We start from the raw sequence: 17,810 nt of genomic DNA on the forward strand, positions 1-17,810 counted from the left end.
TTCGTCCGAAACCTTATCCTCCGGGGAGATTTATCGATGTCGCGCCCAGCGCAGCCTTTTGCCCGCCGTTTGTCGATCCTGCTTGCATCCACCGCGATGATGACGGGTTATAGCCAGATGAGCACCGCAACCGCCGCCGAACCCACCGCCGCCGCGCAGCCGGCTGCCGCCCCCGCGGGCGCGAACCCGCTGCTTGCACCCTGGACCGGCCCTTTCGAGGGGGTGCCGCCGTGGGACAAGCTCGATCCCGAGCTGTTCCCCGACGCCTTCACCAAGGGCATGGCCGAAACCAAGGCCGAGGTGCAGGCGGTGATCGACAATCCCGAAGCGCCGACCTTCGAGAACACGCATGTTCCGATGATGCTCGCGGGCGACACGATGGAGCGCCTTTTTGCGCTATGGGGCGTCCAGACGTCGAACAAGTCGAGCGACCGCGTCGAGGATATCGACGCCGAATGGAGCCCCAAGCTCACCAAATTCTACACCGAGCTGTTCCTCGATCCGAAGCTCTTCGCGCGCTACAAGGCGGTGTATGAGAAGCGCAATTCGAGCGGGCTTAACGCGCAGCAGATCCGCATCGTCGAGCGCAGCTATGACGAGATGGTCCGCGACGGCGCGAACCTGTCGCCCGCCGACAAGGTGAAGCTGGTCGAGATGAACTCGAAGCTCGAGGGGCTGTTCTCGGCCTTCTCGTCGAAGCTGCTCGGCGACGAGAAGCTCTATACCTTCGTCACCGACAAGGCCGAACTCGCCGGGCTCGAACCCGGCTTCGTCGCCTCGCTGGCGGCCGCCGCCGAAGCCAATGGCAAGCCCGGCCAGTGGGCGATCAAGAACACGCGATCGTCGGCGCAGCCGGTGCTGCAGAATGCGACCAACCGCGCGCTTCGCGAAAAGGTCTACAAGGCGTTCGTGAACCGCGGCGACAATGGCGACGCGAACGACACCAATGCGACGATTGCCGAGATATTGAAGCTGCGCCAGCAGCGCGCCGAACTGCTCGGTTTCCCGACCCACGCGCATTACCGCATGGCCGACACGATGGCAAAGACCCCCGAGGCCGCGATGGGGCTGATGATGAAGGTCTGGCCCGCCGCTGTCGCGCGCGTCAAGGAAGAGGTCGCCGACATGCAGGCGATCGCCGACGCCGAGGCGAAGGCGAACAAGACGCCGAAGATCACCATCGAGCCGTGGGATTACCGTTTCTACGCCGAGAAGGTCCGCAAGGCGAAATACGACCTCGATGAAAGCGAAGTGAAGCCCTATCTCCAGCTCGACAAGCTGACCCAGGGCATGTTCTGGGCGGCGGGGCAGCTTTACGATCTCGGCTTTAAGGAAAATACCGGCACGATCCCGGTGTTCGATCCGAAGGTGCGGACGTTCGAAGTCTATAACCTCAAGACGAACGAGAATGTCGGGGTCTTCTACCTCGACAATTTCGCGCGCGACGGCAAACGCTCGGGCGCGTGGATGACGACCTATCGCAGCCAGCAGACGCTGGGCGGCGAGCGCAATGTCCTTGCCTCGAACAACAATAATTTCACCGAAGCCGCGAAGGGCGAGCCGACGCTGATCAGCCTCGACGATGCGCAGACGTTGTTCCACGAATTCGGCCACGGCATCCATTATCTGCTGCAGCAGGTCACCTATCCGGCGCTCGCCGGCGTGCCGCGCGACTTCGTCGAATATCCGAGCCAGGTGAACGAGAATTGGCTGATGACCCCCGAGGTGCTGTCGAAATATGCGACGCACTACAAGACGGGCGAGCCGATGCCGCAGGCGCTGGTCGACAAAATCCTCGCCTCCGACAAGTTCAACCAGGGGTTCACCACGGTCGAATATCTGGCGAGCGCGATCGTCGACATGAAGCTGCACGACCGCAAGACGCCGCCGACCGATGTCGACAAGTTCGAGCGCGAGACACTCGCCGAGATCGGCATGCCCAAGGAAATCGTGATGCGGCACCGCCTGCCGCAGTTCGGCCATCTGTTCAGCAGCGATGCCTATTCGGCGGGATATTATAGCTATCTGTGGTCGGAGACGATGGACGCCGACACCTGGGCCGCGTTCACCGAAGCCGGCGGACCGTGGGACCGCACGGTAGCCGACAAGTTCCGCACCATCCTGCTGATGACGGGCAACGAAACCGACCGCGCCGAAGCCTATCGCGCCTTCCGCGGCCGCGATCCCGATGTGAAGGCGCTGCTCGCGAAGCGCGGTTTTCCGACCGAGTGAGGCGAACGACACTGATGCGGCAAAGGGGGCGATTTCGCCCCCTTTGTTTTTGGCGGTTGCCGAGCGGGAGTTGCCGGTCCTCCCCGGCACGGGGAGGGGGACCACCGAAGGTGGTGGAGGGGCACGGGCGGAGTCGCGCGACGAGTAAAGGGCAGGAAACACCTCGCGTGCCCCTCCACCATGCTTCGCATGGTCGCCCTCCCCCAAGGGGGAGGATCGGCTGCTCCCCACTCCAAAGCCGTCACCCGCAGTCTGCGTGCAAAATCCCGATTGACCTCCGCCCGATTCGATATAAATATGATATCATCATTATATCGAATGATTCGGAGGGAAAGATGTTCGAAACAGGGACGCCGGCGCTGAATCGCAGCCGGGAAACACGCGCCGCCACGCAAAGCGGCTATCTGATGCTATTCGTCTGGCTGGTGCTGCTCGGGGTCGCCGTCTGGGCCGCGATCACCAACGCCAACGCCGAGGTCATGACCGCCTGGAAATGGGTGGTCGTCGTCGTTGCGGGCGTCGTCGGCACGCTCATTCTCTGCGGTTTCTATCTCATCAATCCGAACGAAGCCGCGGCGATCCAGCTGTTCGGCGCCTATAGGGGCACCGACCGCGAAGAAGGGCTGCGCTGGGTGCTGCCCTGGCTGACGCGCAAGAAGATCGCCGTGCGCGCGAACAACGTCATTTCCGAAAAGATCAAGGTCAACGACGCACGCGGCAACCCGGTCGAGATGGCGGCGCAGGTCGTATGGCGCGTCACCGACACCGCGCAGGCACTTTTCGACGTCGACGATTACAAGGAGTTCGTCCTTGCGCAGATCGAGGCCGCGGTGCGCTCGATCGGCTCGCGCTATCCCTATGACGACATCGAGCATCAGGAAGTCACGCTACGCGGCAACCATGACGAGGTCGGGGAGGAACTGAGGAAAGCGCTGATCGAGCGGCTGAACGTCGCCGGAATCACGGTCGACGAATGCGGGCTCACCCACCTCGCCTATGCCCCCGAAATCGCCGGTGCGATGCTTCGCCGCCAGCAGGCCGAAGCGGTGATCGCGGCGCGCAAGAAGCTGGTCGAGGGCGCGGTGACGATGGTCGAAATGGCGCTTACGCACCTGTCGGAGAAGAATGTCGTCGACCTCGACGACGAGCGCAAGGCGGCGATGGTGTCGAACCTGATGGTCGTCCTCTGCGGCGAACGCGACACGCAGCCCGTCGTCAACACCGGTTCGCTCTACTGAGTTTGTCCAATGCCCGCGTCCGCCAGGAAAGCCTTCGCCCTCCGTCTCGACCCGGCGCTCTACGCCGCGGTCGAGCGGCTGGCCGCCGCCGAATTGCGCAGCGCCAACGCCGAGATCGAGATATTGCTGCGCGAGGCGCTGGGGCGGCGCGGCGTGAGCGTCAAGCAGTCGGAGGTCCCGAAGCGGGGCCGGCCGCCGAAAGAGGAGAAGTGACATGCTGCACCTGTTCATGCGCAAGGGTCCCTGGTTCCGCCAGAAAAACCGCGGCTACGGCACGGGCCTGCCGATCGCCTGGCAGGGGTGGGTGCTGATGGCGCTGCATGTCGCGTTGATCGCAGGGCTCGCCGTGCTGCTACGCGACCGGCCGGTGCTGATGACGATCGCGATCGTGCTGGCCGCGCTCGCGCCGATGCCGATCTATCGCGCCCGCACCGAAGGCGGCTGGCGCTGGCGCTAGCCCGCGTCAATTTTCTTGGCGATTGCTGTTGATAGCGCGCCGGGCCCGCTTGCTCCCGACTCGCTAGATGGTTAAGGCCGGTCCATGACCGGCTCCACCACCCCCGTCCGCATCGCCCCGTCGATCCTGAGCGCCGATTTCGCGAAGCTCGGCGAGGAAGTGCGCGCGATCGAGACGGCGGGGGCCGACTGGGTGCATATCGACGTGATGGACGGCCATTATGTGCCCAATCTGACGATCGGCCCGGCGGTGGTAAAGGCGCTGCGCCCGCATTCGACGCTGCCCTTCGACGTCCATTTGATGATCAGTCCCGTCGATCATTTCCTCGACGCCTTTGCCGCGGCGGGCGCCGACATCATCACCGTGCACCCCGAGGCGGGACCGCACATCCACCGCACCGTCCAGCACATCAAGTCGCTCGGCAAGCAGGCGGGCGTGTCATTGAACCCCGCGACCCCCGCGAAGATGCTCGACTATCTGATCGACGACATCGACCTCGTCCTGATCATGAGCGTCAATCCGGGCTTCGGCGGGCAGAGCTTTATTTCGAGCCAGCTTCGCAAGATCGAGGCGGTCCGGAAAATGATCGAGAAGTCGGGCCGCGACATCCGGCTCGAGGTCGACGGCGGCATCGACGCGGGCACCGCGCCGCTCGCCATATCGGCGGGCGCCGACGTGCTCGTTGCGGGCACCGCGACCTTCAAGGGCGGGCCAGAGGCTTATGCCGACAATATCCGGCGCTTGCGCGGGGCCTGACCAATGGAGGGGAGACCGCTGACTTCTGCCCCCGCCGACCCGCCGCTCGAATCCGGTGCCGACGCCGCGCCGCTCGACGATACGATCGAGCCCGGCAAGCGGCTGATCCGCCTGCCCGCCGACAAGGGGCTGTCGCTCGGCGACCGCGTCGCCAATGCGATCACGCGGCTGACCTGGCGCACGCCGCTCCACGCCTTCCGGCTGAAGGGGCGTTTTCCGCTCAAGCTGCTCGGCGTGCCGGCCGACCCGGTGCCGGGCGACACGCGCGCGGGCACCGCGATCCGCGCCGGGCATTTCCTGCACCGCGGGCTCAAGCTGCCGCTCGGCGAGCTCGATTTCGCGGCGCTGAACGTGGCGCCGCCCTTCGCCGACTATCTGCACAGCTTCGCCTGGCTGCGCGATCTGGCGGCGACGGGGACGCGCGCCGACGGCGCCCCGATCGCCGAAGCCGTCGTGCGCCACTGGCTCGGCACGCATGGCGAGACGGTGAGCGAACCCGCGTGGAAGGCCGACAATACGGCATGGCGTATCCTCTTCTGGGCCGCGCACGCGCCGCTGATCCTCTCGTCGAGCGACCTCGTCTATCGCTCGGCGGTGCTCAACCATCTCGCGCGCGCCGCGCGCCACCTCGACCGCGTCGCCGACAAGACGCGGCCGGGCACGGGGCAGATGGTCGCGTGGGTCGGCATCGTCGCCGCGTCGCTGCTGATGCCCGGCGGCGAGCCGCGGCAGGTCTTCGGCGAAGCGGGGCTGCGCAAGGTGCTCGAAACGAGCTTCTACGCCGACGGCGGCAATATCTCGCGCTCGCCGCAAGCACAGCTCGACGCGATCATGGCGCTGTCGATGCTTGCCAAAATATACGACATGCGCCGCATCGAGGTGCCGCCCTTTGTGCAAGAAGTGCTCGCGCGCGCGGTTCCCGCGCTGCTCGGCCTCGTCCATAGCGACGGCGGCATGGGCAGCTGGCAGGGCAGCGGCGCGACCTCCGCCGCCACCGTGCAGGCGATCGTCAATGCCAGCGGGGTGCGCACGCGGCCGCTGAAGCAGGCGCGCGACTGGGGCTACCAGCGGCTCGTCGCGAACAAGGTGGTGCTGCTCGCCGACGCGGCGCCTCCCCCCATTGCCCGCGTGACCGAGGCGGGCTGCGCCTCGACCCTCGCCTTCGAACTCAGCGATGGCGACGAGCGCATCGTCGTCAATTGCGGCGGCGCGGCGCTGACCGGCGCGACGATCCCCGCCGACCTCGCGCGCGGCCTTCGCACCACCGCGGCGCATTCGACGCTGACGCTGGGCGACGCCAATTCGACCGCGATCCTCGCCAACGGCTCGCTCGGCAAGGGGGTGACCGAGGTCGAGCTCGACCGGCGCGAGACGCCGCAGGGCAGCCGCGTCGAGATGAGCCACGACGGCTATGCGCGGCGCCATGGGCTGATCCACCGGCGCCTGCTGATCCTGTCGCCCAACGGGCGCGAGCTGCGCGGCGAGGACATGCTGCTCCCCGCCCCGCGCGCGCGGCGCAAGGGCGACAAGGGCTTCACCCTGCGCTTTCACCTCGGACGGAATATCTCGGCGAGCCTGACCGCCGACAAATTGGGCGCGCTGCTGCGCGTGGGCGGCGGGCCGCTATGGCAGTTCCGCACCTCCGAAGGCGCGCTCGAAATCGAGCAGAGCCTGTGGGTCGACGGCGAAGGCCGCCCGCACCCGACCGAACAGCTCGTCGTCACCGGCAATGCGCCTGCGGGCGGCGCGAGCGTGGGGTGGATCTTCAAGCATATCGGGTAGCTGCGATGGTGGCGGTAATCGGCCGGTAGTTACCATTGACCCTCCCTGTCGCGCAGGCATGGGGAGGTGTCAGCGCCCTTCGACTGCCTTGCAGGTGCTGAGGATAAACTGCGCCTTCGGCGCAGCGCTGACGGAGGGGCTCATGGCACGACCGTCGCGGCCCCTCCACCACCGCCTGCGGCGGCGGTCCCCCTCCCCATGGCTTCACCACAGGGAGGATATTTTTCCTTCGTCCTGCGGCCGGCGCCCAAGGGACTGAGCGCCGGCCGTCGGAACCTCAAAAGGCGTAGCGCGCCATCAGCTGGAAAACGGGGCCCGCCTTTTCGCTTTCGAGCTCATATTCGTCGAAATCGCGAGCCAGCTGGTCTTCGAGATTGTCGAACTTGTTGAACGCTTCGCGCTTCTTGCCGTTCAGCAGGTTCGATCCGACAGCGCGGATCGTGAAATTGCCGCCGATCCGCTTTTCAACGAAGATTTCGAGGTCGGCGCCATAGGTGGTGCGGATTTCCTCGCCGATCACGCGGTCATAGGCCGCGCCCTGCTTGCGGTGCGTCGCGCCGAACGCGACGCCCCAGCTCGGAACGTCCTGAATGAAACCGACGTTGTAGACATAATCCGACTGGCCATTGAAGCGGCGCTTGCCGAAGAAGTCGGTGATCTCGCTGTCGAGCCATGACACATTGCCGAAGATGCCGGTATTGGGCAGGCCGATGAAACCGAGGTCGGTCGACAGGTCGAATTCGACGCCATAAACCTTGCCGTCGCCGACATTCTGCGGCTGGTAAATGAAGGTGCCCTCGCCTTCCGACCCTTCTTCGCCCGTGTTCACCAGCTCGATGAGATTGGTGACGTCGCGGTAGAAGAAGTTGATGCCGGCGACGCCGGTGCGGCCGATGCGGCGTTCATAGCCGACATCGACGCCCCACGCCATTTCGGGCGCGAGGAACGGATTGCCGAGCAGGTCGCTGTCGCCGACTTCCTCTTCGAGCAATGCGGGCGAGATATAGTTGAAGTCGGGGCGGCGGTTGGTGCGCGCGACCGACGCGGTGATGCGGTCGCGCGGCGTCAGGTCGAACTTGATCGACGCCGACGGCAGCCATTTTTCATAATCATTGTCGACCGCCAGAATATCGTCGGGATCGCTGAAATCGACGATGTCGAGTTTCGTCGTTTCATAGCGGATACCCGCTTCCCATTTCAGCCCGCCCGATTTGCCCTGCACCAGCGCGAAACCGTCGAGACGCCGTTCCTCGATGCGGTTGAGGCCGCCGGTCGTGGGTTCGAGCGGATCGAACGGCGGGACGAGGTCGTCGGGATTGTCGATAAACTGATCGTAGCTCGATTCGAGCCCCGGAAATTCCTCTTCGCTATCGGCGTCGAGGATCGCGGTATTGCGCTTCTTCTTCTGATAATAGCCGCCGGCGACGAACTGGATGTCGTTGCCGAGCTCGATTTCATGGTCGAGCTTTACGGTGAATTCCTTGTCGACGATGTCGGTCGCGGTGAAGACCTGCTCGAACACCGGCACTTCGCCGTCGTCGAAATCGACGTCGAAATCGATCTCATTCTCGGTCTCGCGCTGCTTGTCGTCGAAGCGGGCGAAACCGACCTTCAGCGCGGTTTTGCCGAGCGTCCATTCGTGCGACAATTTGGCGTCGATGCTGTAATTTTCCTGATCGATCTCGTTCACATTGCTGTTGTCGCTGATCAGGTTGCCGGCGGGCAGCGGACCGGTGATCGCGGTCGGGTCGTCATATTCGAAGCTGCGCTCGGTTTCGGTGCGGTCGGTCCGGACATAAAAGCCCGAGATGCGGAAATCGGTGGTTTCACCGTCGATCTCATAGGTCGCGTTCGCCGAATAATCCTTGCCGTCGCGCGTGTCGATCTGATCCTCGCGATTGTCGAAATCGTCGACCGCGAAATCGGGATTGTTCTCGGGCGAATCGCCGTAACGGAGCGAGCTTTTCCGCTTGGGGTTGTGACGCCCCTGAAGATTGAGGCCGACGAGCAGGCGGCCGGGGCCGACCGCGCCGCCATAAACGAGGCCGAGGCTCGGTTCGAGTTCCTCATCGTCGAAATAGAGCGCGCCCGCGCGAACATAACCGCCGTCAAGTTCATAGCCGTCGCGAAGCTGGATGTTGATCGTGCCCGCGACCGCGTCGCCGGTGCGACGTGCCGACGACGAACGGACGATCTCGACCCGGTCGATCAGCTCGGCGGGGATGCGATCCATAAAGAAGCTGCGGTCGTTGTTCGTGCCGGGCACGCGCTCGCCGTTGATCAATATTTGCGTATAGCCGGGCGACAGGCCGCGGAGCCGCGCGCCGTCGCTTTCGATGACGTCCGACAGGAAGGTCACCGACGGCACGCGCTTCAGCGCGTCTCCTGCTGTCAGTGGCTCGAAACGCTGAAAAAACTCGCTGTCGTACGAAAGGACGGGCTCGGCCTCTTCGGTGCGGTTGCGGTAGCCGACGCTGCCGAGCACGACGATTTCCTGCGAGGTCGTGATCGGGCCGTCGCCGCGATCCTCTTCGGCGACCGGGATCGGCGCGTCCTGCGCGGCGGCGGGGGCGGCGGCCAGCGCCGCGGCAAGAGCGAAAGCGGCGGCGGAATGCAGGCTGAACGTGCGAATCATATCGTAGACCCCCTTGATGGTTGCCGGGCCTCTAGGGAGGTCATGTGACAGTTTGCCGCGTGTGATGTGACCAGTCGATGACAGTTAAGTGACGGAAATATTGTGGGATTGACGCGGCGGGACTTTACTGGAACGGGGCCGGGCGCACCGCGTGTCCGCGGTCGGGAAACAGGGGGAATCGTCATGGCCGCGACCGGCAACTGGAAGCTTTTGACCTCGCTCGTTTTTGCGTCCTCGCTCGCCGGCTGCGCAGCGGGCGCCCCGATGATCAGCGGCCTGCCGCCCGTGCCGGTCACCGCGAGCGGCGAGACGCAGCCCGTGGGCACCAACCGCGCCGACGCCGCCGACGATCCGGCGATCTGGATCGATCCCGCCAACCCCAACCGCGCGCTGATCGTCGCGACCGACAAGAAGGCGGGGCTGCACGTCTATGACCTGACCGGCAAGGACGTCGCCTTCACGCAGGCGGGCCTCGTCAACAATGTCGATGTCGCGGGCGACATCATCGTCGCGAGCGACCGCAACGACGGAGTGAACGCGCATCTCGCGGTGTTCCGCCTCGACGCGGAGGGGCCCGCGATCGTGCCGCTCGGCCGCGCCGCCGCAGGCACGGGCGAAGCCTATGGCCTCTGCCTCAAGAAAAGCGCGCCCGGGCAGCCGATCACCGCGGCGCTGATCGTCAAGGACGGCAGCGTGCGCGTCGGCACGCTCGCAATCGACGGCACACCGGGCTTCACCGTGCAGTGGGAGCATAAGATCGCGACCCAGTCCGAAGGCTGCGTCTTCGACGGCGACACGCTCTATGTCGGCGAGGAGGACGGCGGCATCTGGGAATTGAAGCCGAACGGCAACGCGGCGATCGCACGTTTGGTCGCGCCGGTCGACAATCGGCGCCTCGTCGCCGACGTCGAAGGCCTCGCGACGATCGACCACAAGGGCCGGCGCTATCTGATCGCGTCGAGCCAGGGCGATAACGCCTATGCGGTCTTCCGTCTGCCCGGCGTGGAGTATGTCGGGCGCTTCGCGGTCGCGGCGGGCGCGTTCGGCGCGACGAGCGAGACCGACGGGATCGAAGCGGTCGCGGGGAATTTCGGCCCGGCCTATCCCGATGGAATCTTTCTGGCGCAAGACGGCGACAACGGCGCGCTGGCGCAGAATTTCAAGCTGGTGCGCTGGGACCGGATTGCGGCGGCGCTGGGGCTTTAAAAACCGCCTCGCGGGGTTGCGATACGGGCGTCGCGCGCCTAGGGCGGCGGCGTCTTTCCCATCCCTGCAAAGGCCGCCTTCCCATGACCGACCTGATTCCCGTCCGCCGCGCCTTGCTGTCCGTCAGCGACAAGGCGGGGCTCGCCGAGCTTGCCGCCGCGCTCGTCCGCCACGGCGTCGGGCTGGTTTCGACCGGCGGCACCGCGAAAGCGCTGCGCGAAGCGGGCCATGAGGTTCTCGACGTGTCGGACCTCACCGGCTTTCCCGAGATGATGGACGGCCGCGTCAAGACTTTGCACCCGACGGTGCATGGCGGCATCCTCGCGGTGCGCGACGACGCGGCGCATGTCGCGTCGATGGAGGAGCATGGCATCGGCGCGATCGATCTGGTGGTGGTCAATCTCTACCCCTTCGCCGCGACGGTCGCGAAGGGTGCCGCGCGCGACGAGATCATCGAGAATATCGACATCGGCGGCCCCGCGATGGTGCGTTCGTCGGCGAAGAATCACGCCTTCGTCAATATCGTCACCGAGCCCGAGGATTATGCGGCGGTGATCGCCGAGATGGACGCGAACGGCGGCGCCACCACCCTCGCCCTTCGCAAGCGGCTCGCCGCGACCGCCTTTGCGCACACCGCGACCTATGACAGCATGATCGCGCAATGGTTCGCCTTTGCCGACCAGGGCAAGATGTTCCCCGACACGCTGCCGCTGACCGCCAAGCTCGCGAACGAGCTGCGCTATGGCGAGAATCCGCACCAGCAGGCAGCGCTCTACCTGCCCGCCGGCCCCGCCGCGCGCGGGATCGCGCAGGCCGAACAGGTGCAGGGCAAGGAACTCAGCTACAACAATATCAACGACGCCGACGCCGCGCTCGAACTCGTCGCCGAATTCCGCGAGGCGAACCCGACCTGCGTCATCGTCAAGCACGCCAACCCGTGCGGCGTCGCGACCGCCGCGACGATCGCCGAGGCCTATGACGCGGCGCTGAAGTGTGACGATGTGTCGGCGTTCGGCGGGATCATCGCGGTCAACCGCCCGCTCGACGGTGCGACCGCCGAGCTGATCAGCGGCATTTTCACCGAAGTCGTCTGCGCCCCCGACGCCGACGCCGACGCCCGCGCGGTGTTCGCGAAGAAGAAGAACCTTCGCCTGCTGCTGACGGGCGAGTTGCCCGATCCGGCGCGCGGCAGGCTGATGATGAAGACGATCGCCGGCGGCTGGCTCGCGCAGAGCCGCGACAATGGCCGAATTGGGGTGGGTGACCTCAAGGTCGTCACCGACCGTGCGCCGACCGAGGAAGAGCTGACCGACGCGCTGTTCGCGTGGACCGTCGCCAAGCATGTGAAGTCGAACGCGATCGTCTATGCCAAGGGCGGCTCGACCGCGGGCATCGGCGCGGGGCAAATGAACCGCCGCGACAGCGCGCGCATCGCCGCGGTGAAGGCGCGCGAAGCCGCCGAATCGCATGGCTGGGCCGAGGCCCGCACCGTCGGCAGCGCGGTCGCGAGCGACGCTTTCTTCCCCTTCGCCGACGGCCTGCTCGCCGCGGTCGAGGCGGGCGCGACCTGCGTGATCCAGCCGGGCGGCTCGATCCGCGACGACGAGGTGATCGCGGCGGCGAACGAAGCCGGGCTCGCGATGGTGTTCACCGGGATGCGGCACTTCCGCCACTGACGGAACGCCCGAGGCGCACCAGCCGCTCGGCTTCGCTTTTGCAGTCGTACCGCAATCCCGGCTCGCTGCAAAAGTCAGGCCAGCGGTCGTGGCGCCGCCAGAAATCGACCAGCCCGATCCGCGCCATCTTCGCAAAAAACTGCGGATCGCGCCGCAGCGGCGCGACCGACGGCCAATAGAGAAGCGACCATTGGCCGTCGGTCTTGCGGATCGGTGCGCGCGCCAGCCACGAGAGCGCTTTCGGCAGATCACCGAGCCGGGTGAAATGCGCGGCCATCGCATAGGCGGTCGACGGATAGCGCGCAAATTCGGCCTCGGCCGCCGCGTCCACCTCGCGCGAGTCGATCGACGGATCGGCAATTTGGCGCACGAGCAGCATGTCGAATTCGCGCCGCTCCTCGGCCGCCGCGACGCGATAGATTTCGGCCGCCTCGCTCCGGCCGAGTTCAACCGCAAGACGGCGGCGATGCTCCGCGAGGTCGGGATGCCCCGGCCAGATCGCTTCCACTTCGGCGAACCGCTCCATCGCATCGCGCATCTTCCCGGCGGCGGCATGGCGCCGGACCACCCCGAGCGCCTTGTAGATCGACGTCGGATCGGCCCGCGCGGCGCGTTCGGCGGGGGCGACGCCGGCTTGAACATAACCGGCCTGGAACAGACCCACCGCGTTCGTCATCAGCGCGGCCGGATATTCGGGGTCGATCGCCAGCGCGCGATCGAGCAGCGGCAGCCCTTCGACCATGAACAACTCGCCACCGCCCGTCTGCGACAGTGCCGTCAGCGCGGGGGCATTTTCGGGATCGATCGCCAGCGCGCGGCGTGCCGTGTCGATCACCTTTGCGCGCTCCACGCGCCATTTGGCGGGATCCATCTCGTGCGAGAGATGCTTGACGCGGACCTGCGCCAGCAATCCCAGCGTGTCGGGGTCCCCCGGCCAGCGCCGAACCAGCTCCTCCATCAGCCGGATGGCGCGGGGGGCATCGTAAGCCGTGTCAGCGTCGCAGATCGCAAAGATCAGCGATCGCCGGTCGGTATCGGCCGCGAGCAGGTCGTTCCGGCCGTTCAGCGTCAGTGCGCAATTGACCAGTCCGGCAACCGCGAGCGCGGTGCGTTCGCGCAGCCGGCTGAGATCGTCGGCGGGTGCCGCGAACCGGCTCGACCACAGGATCGACCCGTCCAGACTGTCGACGATCCGCGACTCGCTGACGAACTGCCTGCCGCCGCGCTCGATCGCGACGCGGACGACGAAATCGCCCGCGCGTCCCGCCACCTTTGTGTCGAGGACACGGACCGCGCCCCCCGACGCCTTGGCAAAGCGGGCGAAATCGCCGGCCAGCGCATCAGCAAAACGATCCTCGACCGGATCATTGCCGCGAAGTTCGATCGGTTCGACGCGGACCACCGGCGCATCGAATGCAGCGACCGCGGATCGCGACCGCGGCGCATCGGCGCCCGTCAGCGCGAGCGCCAGCGCGGCGAGGCCGAGGAACAGCGCGCGCTGCGGCGACAGTCTGGCGTCCGGATCGGCCGCCATCGCGGGCGCTGCGGTCGGCCGGGCGGCGGTGTGGGCGACCGGGTGAAGGTCGTCGGGCGGACAGGGTCGCGCCGACAGGTGTCGATACAGTTCGGCGGTTTCGACCGAAGGTTTGCCGTCGATTCCGCGAGCGAGCGCATCCTCGATCCGCTGCCAGGCGTGACGCACGCCGTCGCCGTCGCCCGCCGCCCAGCGCGCGCTCATCACCAGCCGCGCCGCATGTTCGCTGCACGGATCGAAGCGCGTCACCTTGTCCGCTACTGCGAGCGCCCGTTCGACATCGCCCGCCTGCAGCCGCCTTTCCGCCATGGCGAGCACCTCGCGAACGATCGCTTCGCCCTGCCGCGCCCGCTCGACCGCGAGCCAGTCGTCCCACGCCTCGTCGATGCCGTCGAGATCGGCAAGCAACCCGACGTCGTGCGCGGGCAGCCGGTTCAGGACCACGGCGACGTCGTCCACCGCGCACGCGGCGTGCAGCAGCGAAATATCGTCGGCGACTTGCGTATGATCGATAGCGACGGTCTCGCGATCGGCGCGCAGCAGCGGCGGCGACGCACGCGTCCAGCATTTCAGTTCGACGAGGCATTGGCGCAGGCTGGCGTGCGCCTGCGCATCGGGACGGCGGCTCCAGAGAAGCGCGCTGAGCCGGTCGCGCGCGAGCGGCGCATCGGCAAGCGCGAGCCGCGCCAGAAGCGCACGCGCCTTGCGGCCGGTGGGAGAAAGATCGGCCGGCTCGACGGCGAAATCGCCGATCAGCCGCAAGATCGGTGTAGCGGCGAGGGCAGAGCGCTCGTTTTTGGCGCATGCAGAATTCACGGCGCGACCTCCTGAGTCGAGGGATGCGGCCGTATGTTTTCCCGAAGACGGAAATAGCATGTTTTTAACGAGCCAACGAACAGTAAATTTCAACGTTATGGAATTTGACGCATTTTTAATACGGAATTGACGATCGCCTCACGTTGGCCAGCACGTACTCCCGCTACTTCCGTCGCATCCGCAGCTGCCTTTCGGCTGGGATCGAATGAAGGGAGTGATTCGATGCGTATCCTTATGGCTCTGCCCCTGTTCCTGCTCGGCGCGGCACCCGCATTTTCCCAACCGATCGTGGCGACCGCCCCCGCGGGCGAAGTCAAGGTGGTGAAAGTCGGCTATGGCGACCTCAACCTCGACAGCGAAAGCGGCCTGGCGCGTCTCGACAGCCGGCTGCGCGCCGCGGCGCGGTCGGTGTGCGACGTCCGGCCCGAATTTGAAAACACCGTGCGCGAAATGGCCACCAACCGTTGCTTCCGCAGCGCCCTGTCGCGGGGCCGCGATGCCGGCCGGGACATCATTGCCGCCGCGAAAGGCGGCGCGCCGATCGCCGTCGCCAGCGCGATCATGATCTCGCGCCCCTGATCCTTTCCGCGTCCCTCGCCGATGGCGCGGACGCGGGCGATGTCCCTTGCTCCCGTCACTGGCAGGAGCCGCGCCGGGGCCGTTCGCGGACGGTCCCGGCGTTTTCGGTTTGGGCACCGCAGGCTTCGGCTCGACTTTGCGGGACGCGGGCGGCATAGGGGGCGACCCCGCGCCGACAAGGACCCGCATGACCGCCACACCCCGCAACAAGTCCATGATCCAGAATCTCTACAACTGGACCATGGAGAAATCCGCGCATCCGCACGCTGAGGTCTGGCTGGCGCTGGTCTCCTTCATCGAAGCGAGCTTCTTTCCGATTCCGCCGCATCCGATGCTGGGGCTGATGTGCCTCGCCAATCCGCAAAAGGCGGTGCGCTATGCGATCATATGCACGCTCGCCTCGGTCGCGGGCGGGATGCTCGGCTATCTGATCGGCTTCTTCCTCTATGAAAGCGTCGGATTGGCGCTGCTCGGCGCGCTCGGGCTGACCGACGCCTTTCCGCCGGCCGCCTGCTATCTCCGCGAATATGGCGCCGAGATCATCCTGATCAAAGGCGCGACGCCGATCCCGTTCAAGCTGCTGACGATCACCGCCGGCTTCATCCACATGAGCTTCTGGACCTTCCTGTGGGCGAGCCTCGCCAGCCGGGCCTTTTCCTTCATGCTCGTCGGGATTTTGTTCCGGCTGTTCGGGGCGCCGATCAAGGCGTTCATCGACAAATATCTGATCTGGGTCACCGGCGCATTTCTGGTCGCGGTGGTCGCGGGCTTCCTCGCGATCGGCGCGCTGTCGGGCGACGGCGAGGCGAAGGCCGCCGACAAATGCAGCGGCGCGACGCTGGAAAGCATCGGGCTCGATCGGAAGTAGCCCTTTTCTCCCCTCCCGCTTGCGGGAGGGGATCAAACTACTCGTTCGCCGCCTGGTGCAGCCAGTCGGCGTGGCGCGGGGCCTTTTTCGTCTGGCTCCATTCCTCGAGCATCAGCGGCGCGACGCGCTTCAATTCGGCATATTGCTCGTCGGTGCCGATGTCGCACGCCAGTTCGACGCGGTGGCCGTTGGGGTCGAAGAAATAGATCGACTTGAAGATGCCGTGATGCGTCGGGCCGAGCACGTCGATGCCGTTCGCGGTCAGATGTTCCTTCGCGGCGACCAGCTCGTCATAGCTGCCCACCTTGAACGCGAGATGCTGGACCCATTTGGGCGTATTCTCGTCGCGGCCCATGTCGGGCTGGTTCGGCAGCTCGAAAAAGGCGAGGATGTTGCCGTTCCCCGCGTCGAGGAAGACGTGCATGTAGGGGTCGTACTCGCCGGTCGAGGGCACATGATCCTCGGCAAAAGCGGTCGTGTAGGTCATGCCGAGCATGCGCTCGTACCAGTCGACCGTCTCCTTCGCATCCCGGCAGCGATAGGCGGCGTGGTGGACGCCGCCCAATTTGATCGGGCTCGTCATTCGGCGGGTTCCTCGACATTGAGCGCGCCGCGGCGGATCTGGTCGAGTTCCATCGACTTGAAGAGCGCGGTGAAATTGCCCTCGCCGAAACCTTCGTCCTTCTTGCGCTGGATGAACTCGAAGAAGACGGGGCCGATCACGGTCTGGCCGAAGATCTGGAGCAGGAGGCGCGGGTCGCCCTCGGTCGTCGAACCGTCGAGCAGCAGGCCGCGCGATTTGAGTTCGTCGACGGGTTCGCCGTGGCCGGGCAGGCGCTCGGCGAGCAATTCGTAATAGGTTTCGGGCGGGGCCGGCGCGAAGGGGTTGCCATAGTCCTTGAGCTTGTCCCACGCGGCGTAGAGATCGTCGCAGGCGAAGGCGATGTGCTGGATACCCTCGCCATTATAGGCGCGCAGATATTCCTCGATCTGGCCGCCGCCGCCGGCGCCTTCTTCGTTCAGCGGAATGCGGATCTTGCCGTCGGGGGCGGTCATCGCCTTCGAGGTGAGGCCGGTATATTCGCCCTTGATGTCGAAATAGCGGATCTCGCGGAAGCCCGCGATGCGCTCGTAGAAAGCGGCCCAGTGCGCCATGCGGCCGCCGTAGACATTGTGCGTCAGGTGATCGATGACCTGCAGCCCCGCGCCGACCGGATGGCGGTCGACGCCTTCCTCATAGACGAAATCGATGTCGTAGATCGAAAGGTCGCCCTCCTCGTTTTTCCCTTCGTAGCGGTCGATGAGGTAGATGATCGAGCCGCCGATGCCGCGGATCGCGGGGAGGCGCAGTTCCATCGGGCCGGTCTTGACCTCGACCGGCTCGGCGCCGCGCTCGATCGCCTCGGCATAGGCTTTGGCGGCATCGCGCACGCGCCAACCCATGCCGCACGCCGACGGGCCATGCTCGGCGGCGAAATAGGCGGCGGGCGATTTGGGTTCGTAATTGGCGATCAGGTTGATCCCGCCCTGGCGCCACAGTTCGACCTGCTTCGAGCGGTGGCGCGCGATGCGGGTGAAGCCCATGCGTTCGAACACCGGTTCGAGAATGCCCTTTTCGGGCGCTGAAAATTCGACGAATTCGAAGCCGTCGAGACCCAGCGGATTTTCGAACAGGTCGGCCATTTTTGCATTCCCCATATAGTTTCAATTGAAACTAGTATGATGGAATGCGGGGCGGGAGTCAATGCTGGAGCACTCCCGTCACCCCGGCGAAGGCGGGATCCCGACCTCGCATTGTCACGATCCGGCGAGATCCCGGCCTTCGCGGGGACACTTATGTTATAACTCCCTGGAAGTAGCCATTTGAGCACTCCCGCCGACCGGAGGATCGGCTGCCTTCGCTTGATCCTTGCCTTTCTGACTTACCCTGCAAGCGTTTGAAAGCCGACGTCGATAATTGTTGACGGGAAGTTCGCCGAAATGTCCGAGAGCACGTCAGAGCGTCGTCGGCTCGCCGGTCGCAGTCTGGGG

General features: G+C 65.7%; 14 protein-coding genes. 10 read left to right on the top strand and 4 right to left on the bottom strand.

The features are described 5' to 3' along the window. Positions 1 to 36: 36 nt before the first annotated feature. The 6 genes from OVY29_RS12690 (at position 37) to OVY29_RS12715 (ending at position 6,465) form a co-directional block, all read left to right on the top strand. Positions 37 to 2,232, top strand: coding sequence for a M3 family metallopeptidase (locus tag OVY29_RS12690; protein WP_313911539.1), 2,196 nt, complete (start codon positions 37 to 39; stop codon positions 2,230 to 2,232). Positions 2,233 to 2,567: 335 nt separating this feature from the next. Further along, complete coding sequence (locus OVY29_RS12695; protein ID WP_313911540.1) at positions 2,568 to 3,470, top strand: SPFH domain-containing protein; 903 nt, start codon at positions 2,568 to 2,570, stop codon at positions 3,468 to 3,470. A 9-nt stretch (positions 3,471 to 3,479) separates the two neighbouring features. Next, entirely contained in the window at positions 3,480 to 3,683 is a 204-nt protein-coding gene (locus OVY29_RS12700; RefSeq protein WP_037556677.1) for a hypothetical protein, read from the top strand. A gap of 1 nt (position 3,684) precedes the next feature. Further along, positions 3,685 to 3,927 carry a hypothetical protein gene (locus tag OVY29_RS12705; protein WP_313911541.1) on the top strand — a complete coding sequence of 81 codons (243 nt, stop codon included), beginning with the start codon at positions 3,685 to 3,687 and terminating at the stop codon, positions 3,925 to 3,927. 84 nt (positions 3,928 to 4,011) lie between these two features. After that, positions 4,012 to 4,683: a ribulose-phosphate 3-epimerase gene (gene rpe, locus OVY29_RS12710; RefSeq protein WP_037556680.1), complete on the top strand. Its 672-nt coding sequence runs from the start codon at positions 4,012 to 4,014 to the stop codon at positions 4,681 to 4,683. A 3-nt stretch (positions 4,684 to 4,686) separates the two neighbouring features. Further along, a complete protein-coding gene (locus OVY29_RS12715) occupies positions 4,687 to 6,465 on the top strand; it encodes a heparinase II/III family protein (protein ID WP_313911542.1) in 1,779 nt (592 codons plus the stop codon). A 277-nt stretch (positions 6,466 to 6,742) separates the two neighbouring features. On the opposite strand, the gene OVY29_RS12720 is transcribed toward OVY29_RS12715, so the two are convergent. Continuing rightward, the gene (locus OVY29_RS12720; protein ID WP_037556683.1) at positions 6,743 to 9,100 is read right to left on the bottom strand and encodes a TonB-dependent receptor plug domain-containing protein; all 2,358 of its coding nucleotides are present in this window, start codon (positions 9,098 to 9,100) and stop codon (positions 6,743 to 6,745) included. 183 nt (positions 9,101 to 9,283) lie between these two features. Here OVY29_RS12720 and OVY29_RS12725 point away from each other — a divergent pair, with 183 nt between their 5' ends. After that, on the top strand, positions 9,284 to 10,306 hold the full coding sequence (locus OVY29_RS12725; protein WP_037556684.1) for a phytase: 1,023 nt from the start codon (positions 9,284 to 9,286) through the stop codon (positions 10,304 to 10,306). A gap of 83 nt (positions 10,307 to 10,389) precedes the next feature. Next, positions 10,390 to 11,982 (top strand): bifunctional phosphoribosylaminoimidazolecarboxamide formyltransferase/IMP cyclohydrolase, encoded by a 1,593-nt coding sequence (gene purH, locus OVY29_RS12730; protein WP_313911543.1) that lies wholly within the window; start codon positions 10,390 to 10,392, stop codon positions 11,980 to 11,982. Here the strand turns inward: purH and OVY29_RS12735 are convergent. Beyond that, complete coding sequence (locus OVY29_RS12735) at positions 11,954 to 14,332, bottom strand: BTAD domain-containing putative transcriptional regulator (protein ID WP_313911544.1); 2,379 nt, start codon at positions 14,330 to 14,332, stop codon at positions 11,954 to 11,956. The genes purH and OVY29_RS12735 overlap by 29 nt on opposite strands. A gap of 222 nt (positions 14,333 to 14,554) precedes the next feature. Between OVY29_RS12735 and OVY29_RS12740 the strand changes: the two genes are divergently transcribed. Both OVY29_RS12740 and OVY29_RS12745 read left to right on the top strand, forming a co-directional pair. After that, positions 14,555 to 14,911, top strand: a complete 357-nt coding sequence (locus OVY29_RS12740; protein WP_313911545.1) for a UrcA family protein — start codon at positions 14,555 to 14,557, stop codon at positions 14,909 to 14,911. 214 nt (positions 14,912 to 15,125) lie between these two features. Further along, the gene (locus tag OVY29_RS12745; RefSeq protein WP_037556699.1) at positions 15,126 to 15,779 is read left to right on the top strand and encodes a YqaA family protein; all 654 of its coding nucleotides are present in this window, start codon (positions 15,126 to 15,128) and stop codon (positions 15,777 to 15,779) included. A gap of 37 nt (positions 15,780 to 15,816) precedes the next feature. Here OVY29_RS12745 and OVY29_RS12750 read toward each other — a convergent pair whose 3' ends face one another. Together OVY29_RS12750 and hppD are read right to left on the bottom strand one after the other, a co-directional pair. After that, positions 15,817 to 16,362, bottom strand: a complete 546-nt coding sequence (locus OVY29_RS12750; RefSeq protein ID WP_037556688.1) for a VOC family protein — start codon at positions 16,360 to 16,362, stop codon at positions 15,817 to 15,819. After that, the gene (gene hppD, locus OVY29_RS12755) at positions 16,359 to 17,462 is read right to left on the bottom strand and encodes a 4-hydroxyphenylpyruvate dioxygenase (protein ID WP_037556689.1); all 1,104 of its coding nucleotides are present in this window, start codon (positions 17,460 to 17,462) and stop codon (positions 16,359 to 16,361) included. The genes OVY29_RS12750 and hppD overlap by 4 nt, the downstream gene beginning before the upstream one ends. Positions 17,463 to 17,810: the final 348 nt, after the last annotated feature.

This window comes from Sphingopyxis sp. SE2 (genome assembly GCF_032227185.1).
In the GTDB taxonomy this organism is placed as follows: domain Bacteria; phylum Pseudomonadota; class Alphaproteobacteria; order Sphingomonadales; family Sphingomonadaceae; genus Sphingopyxis.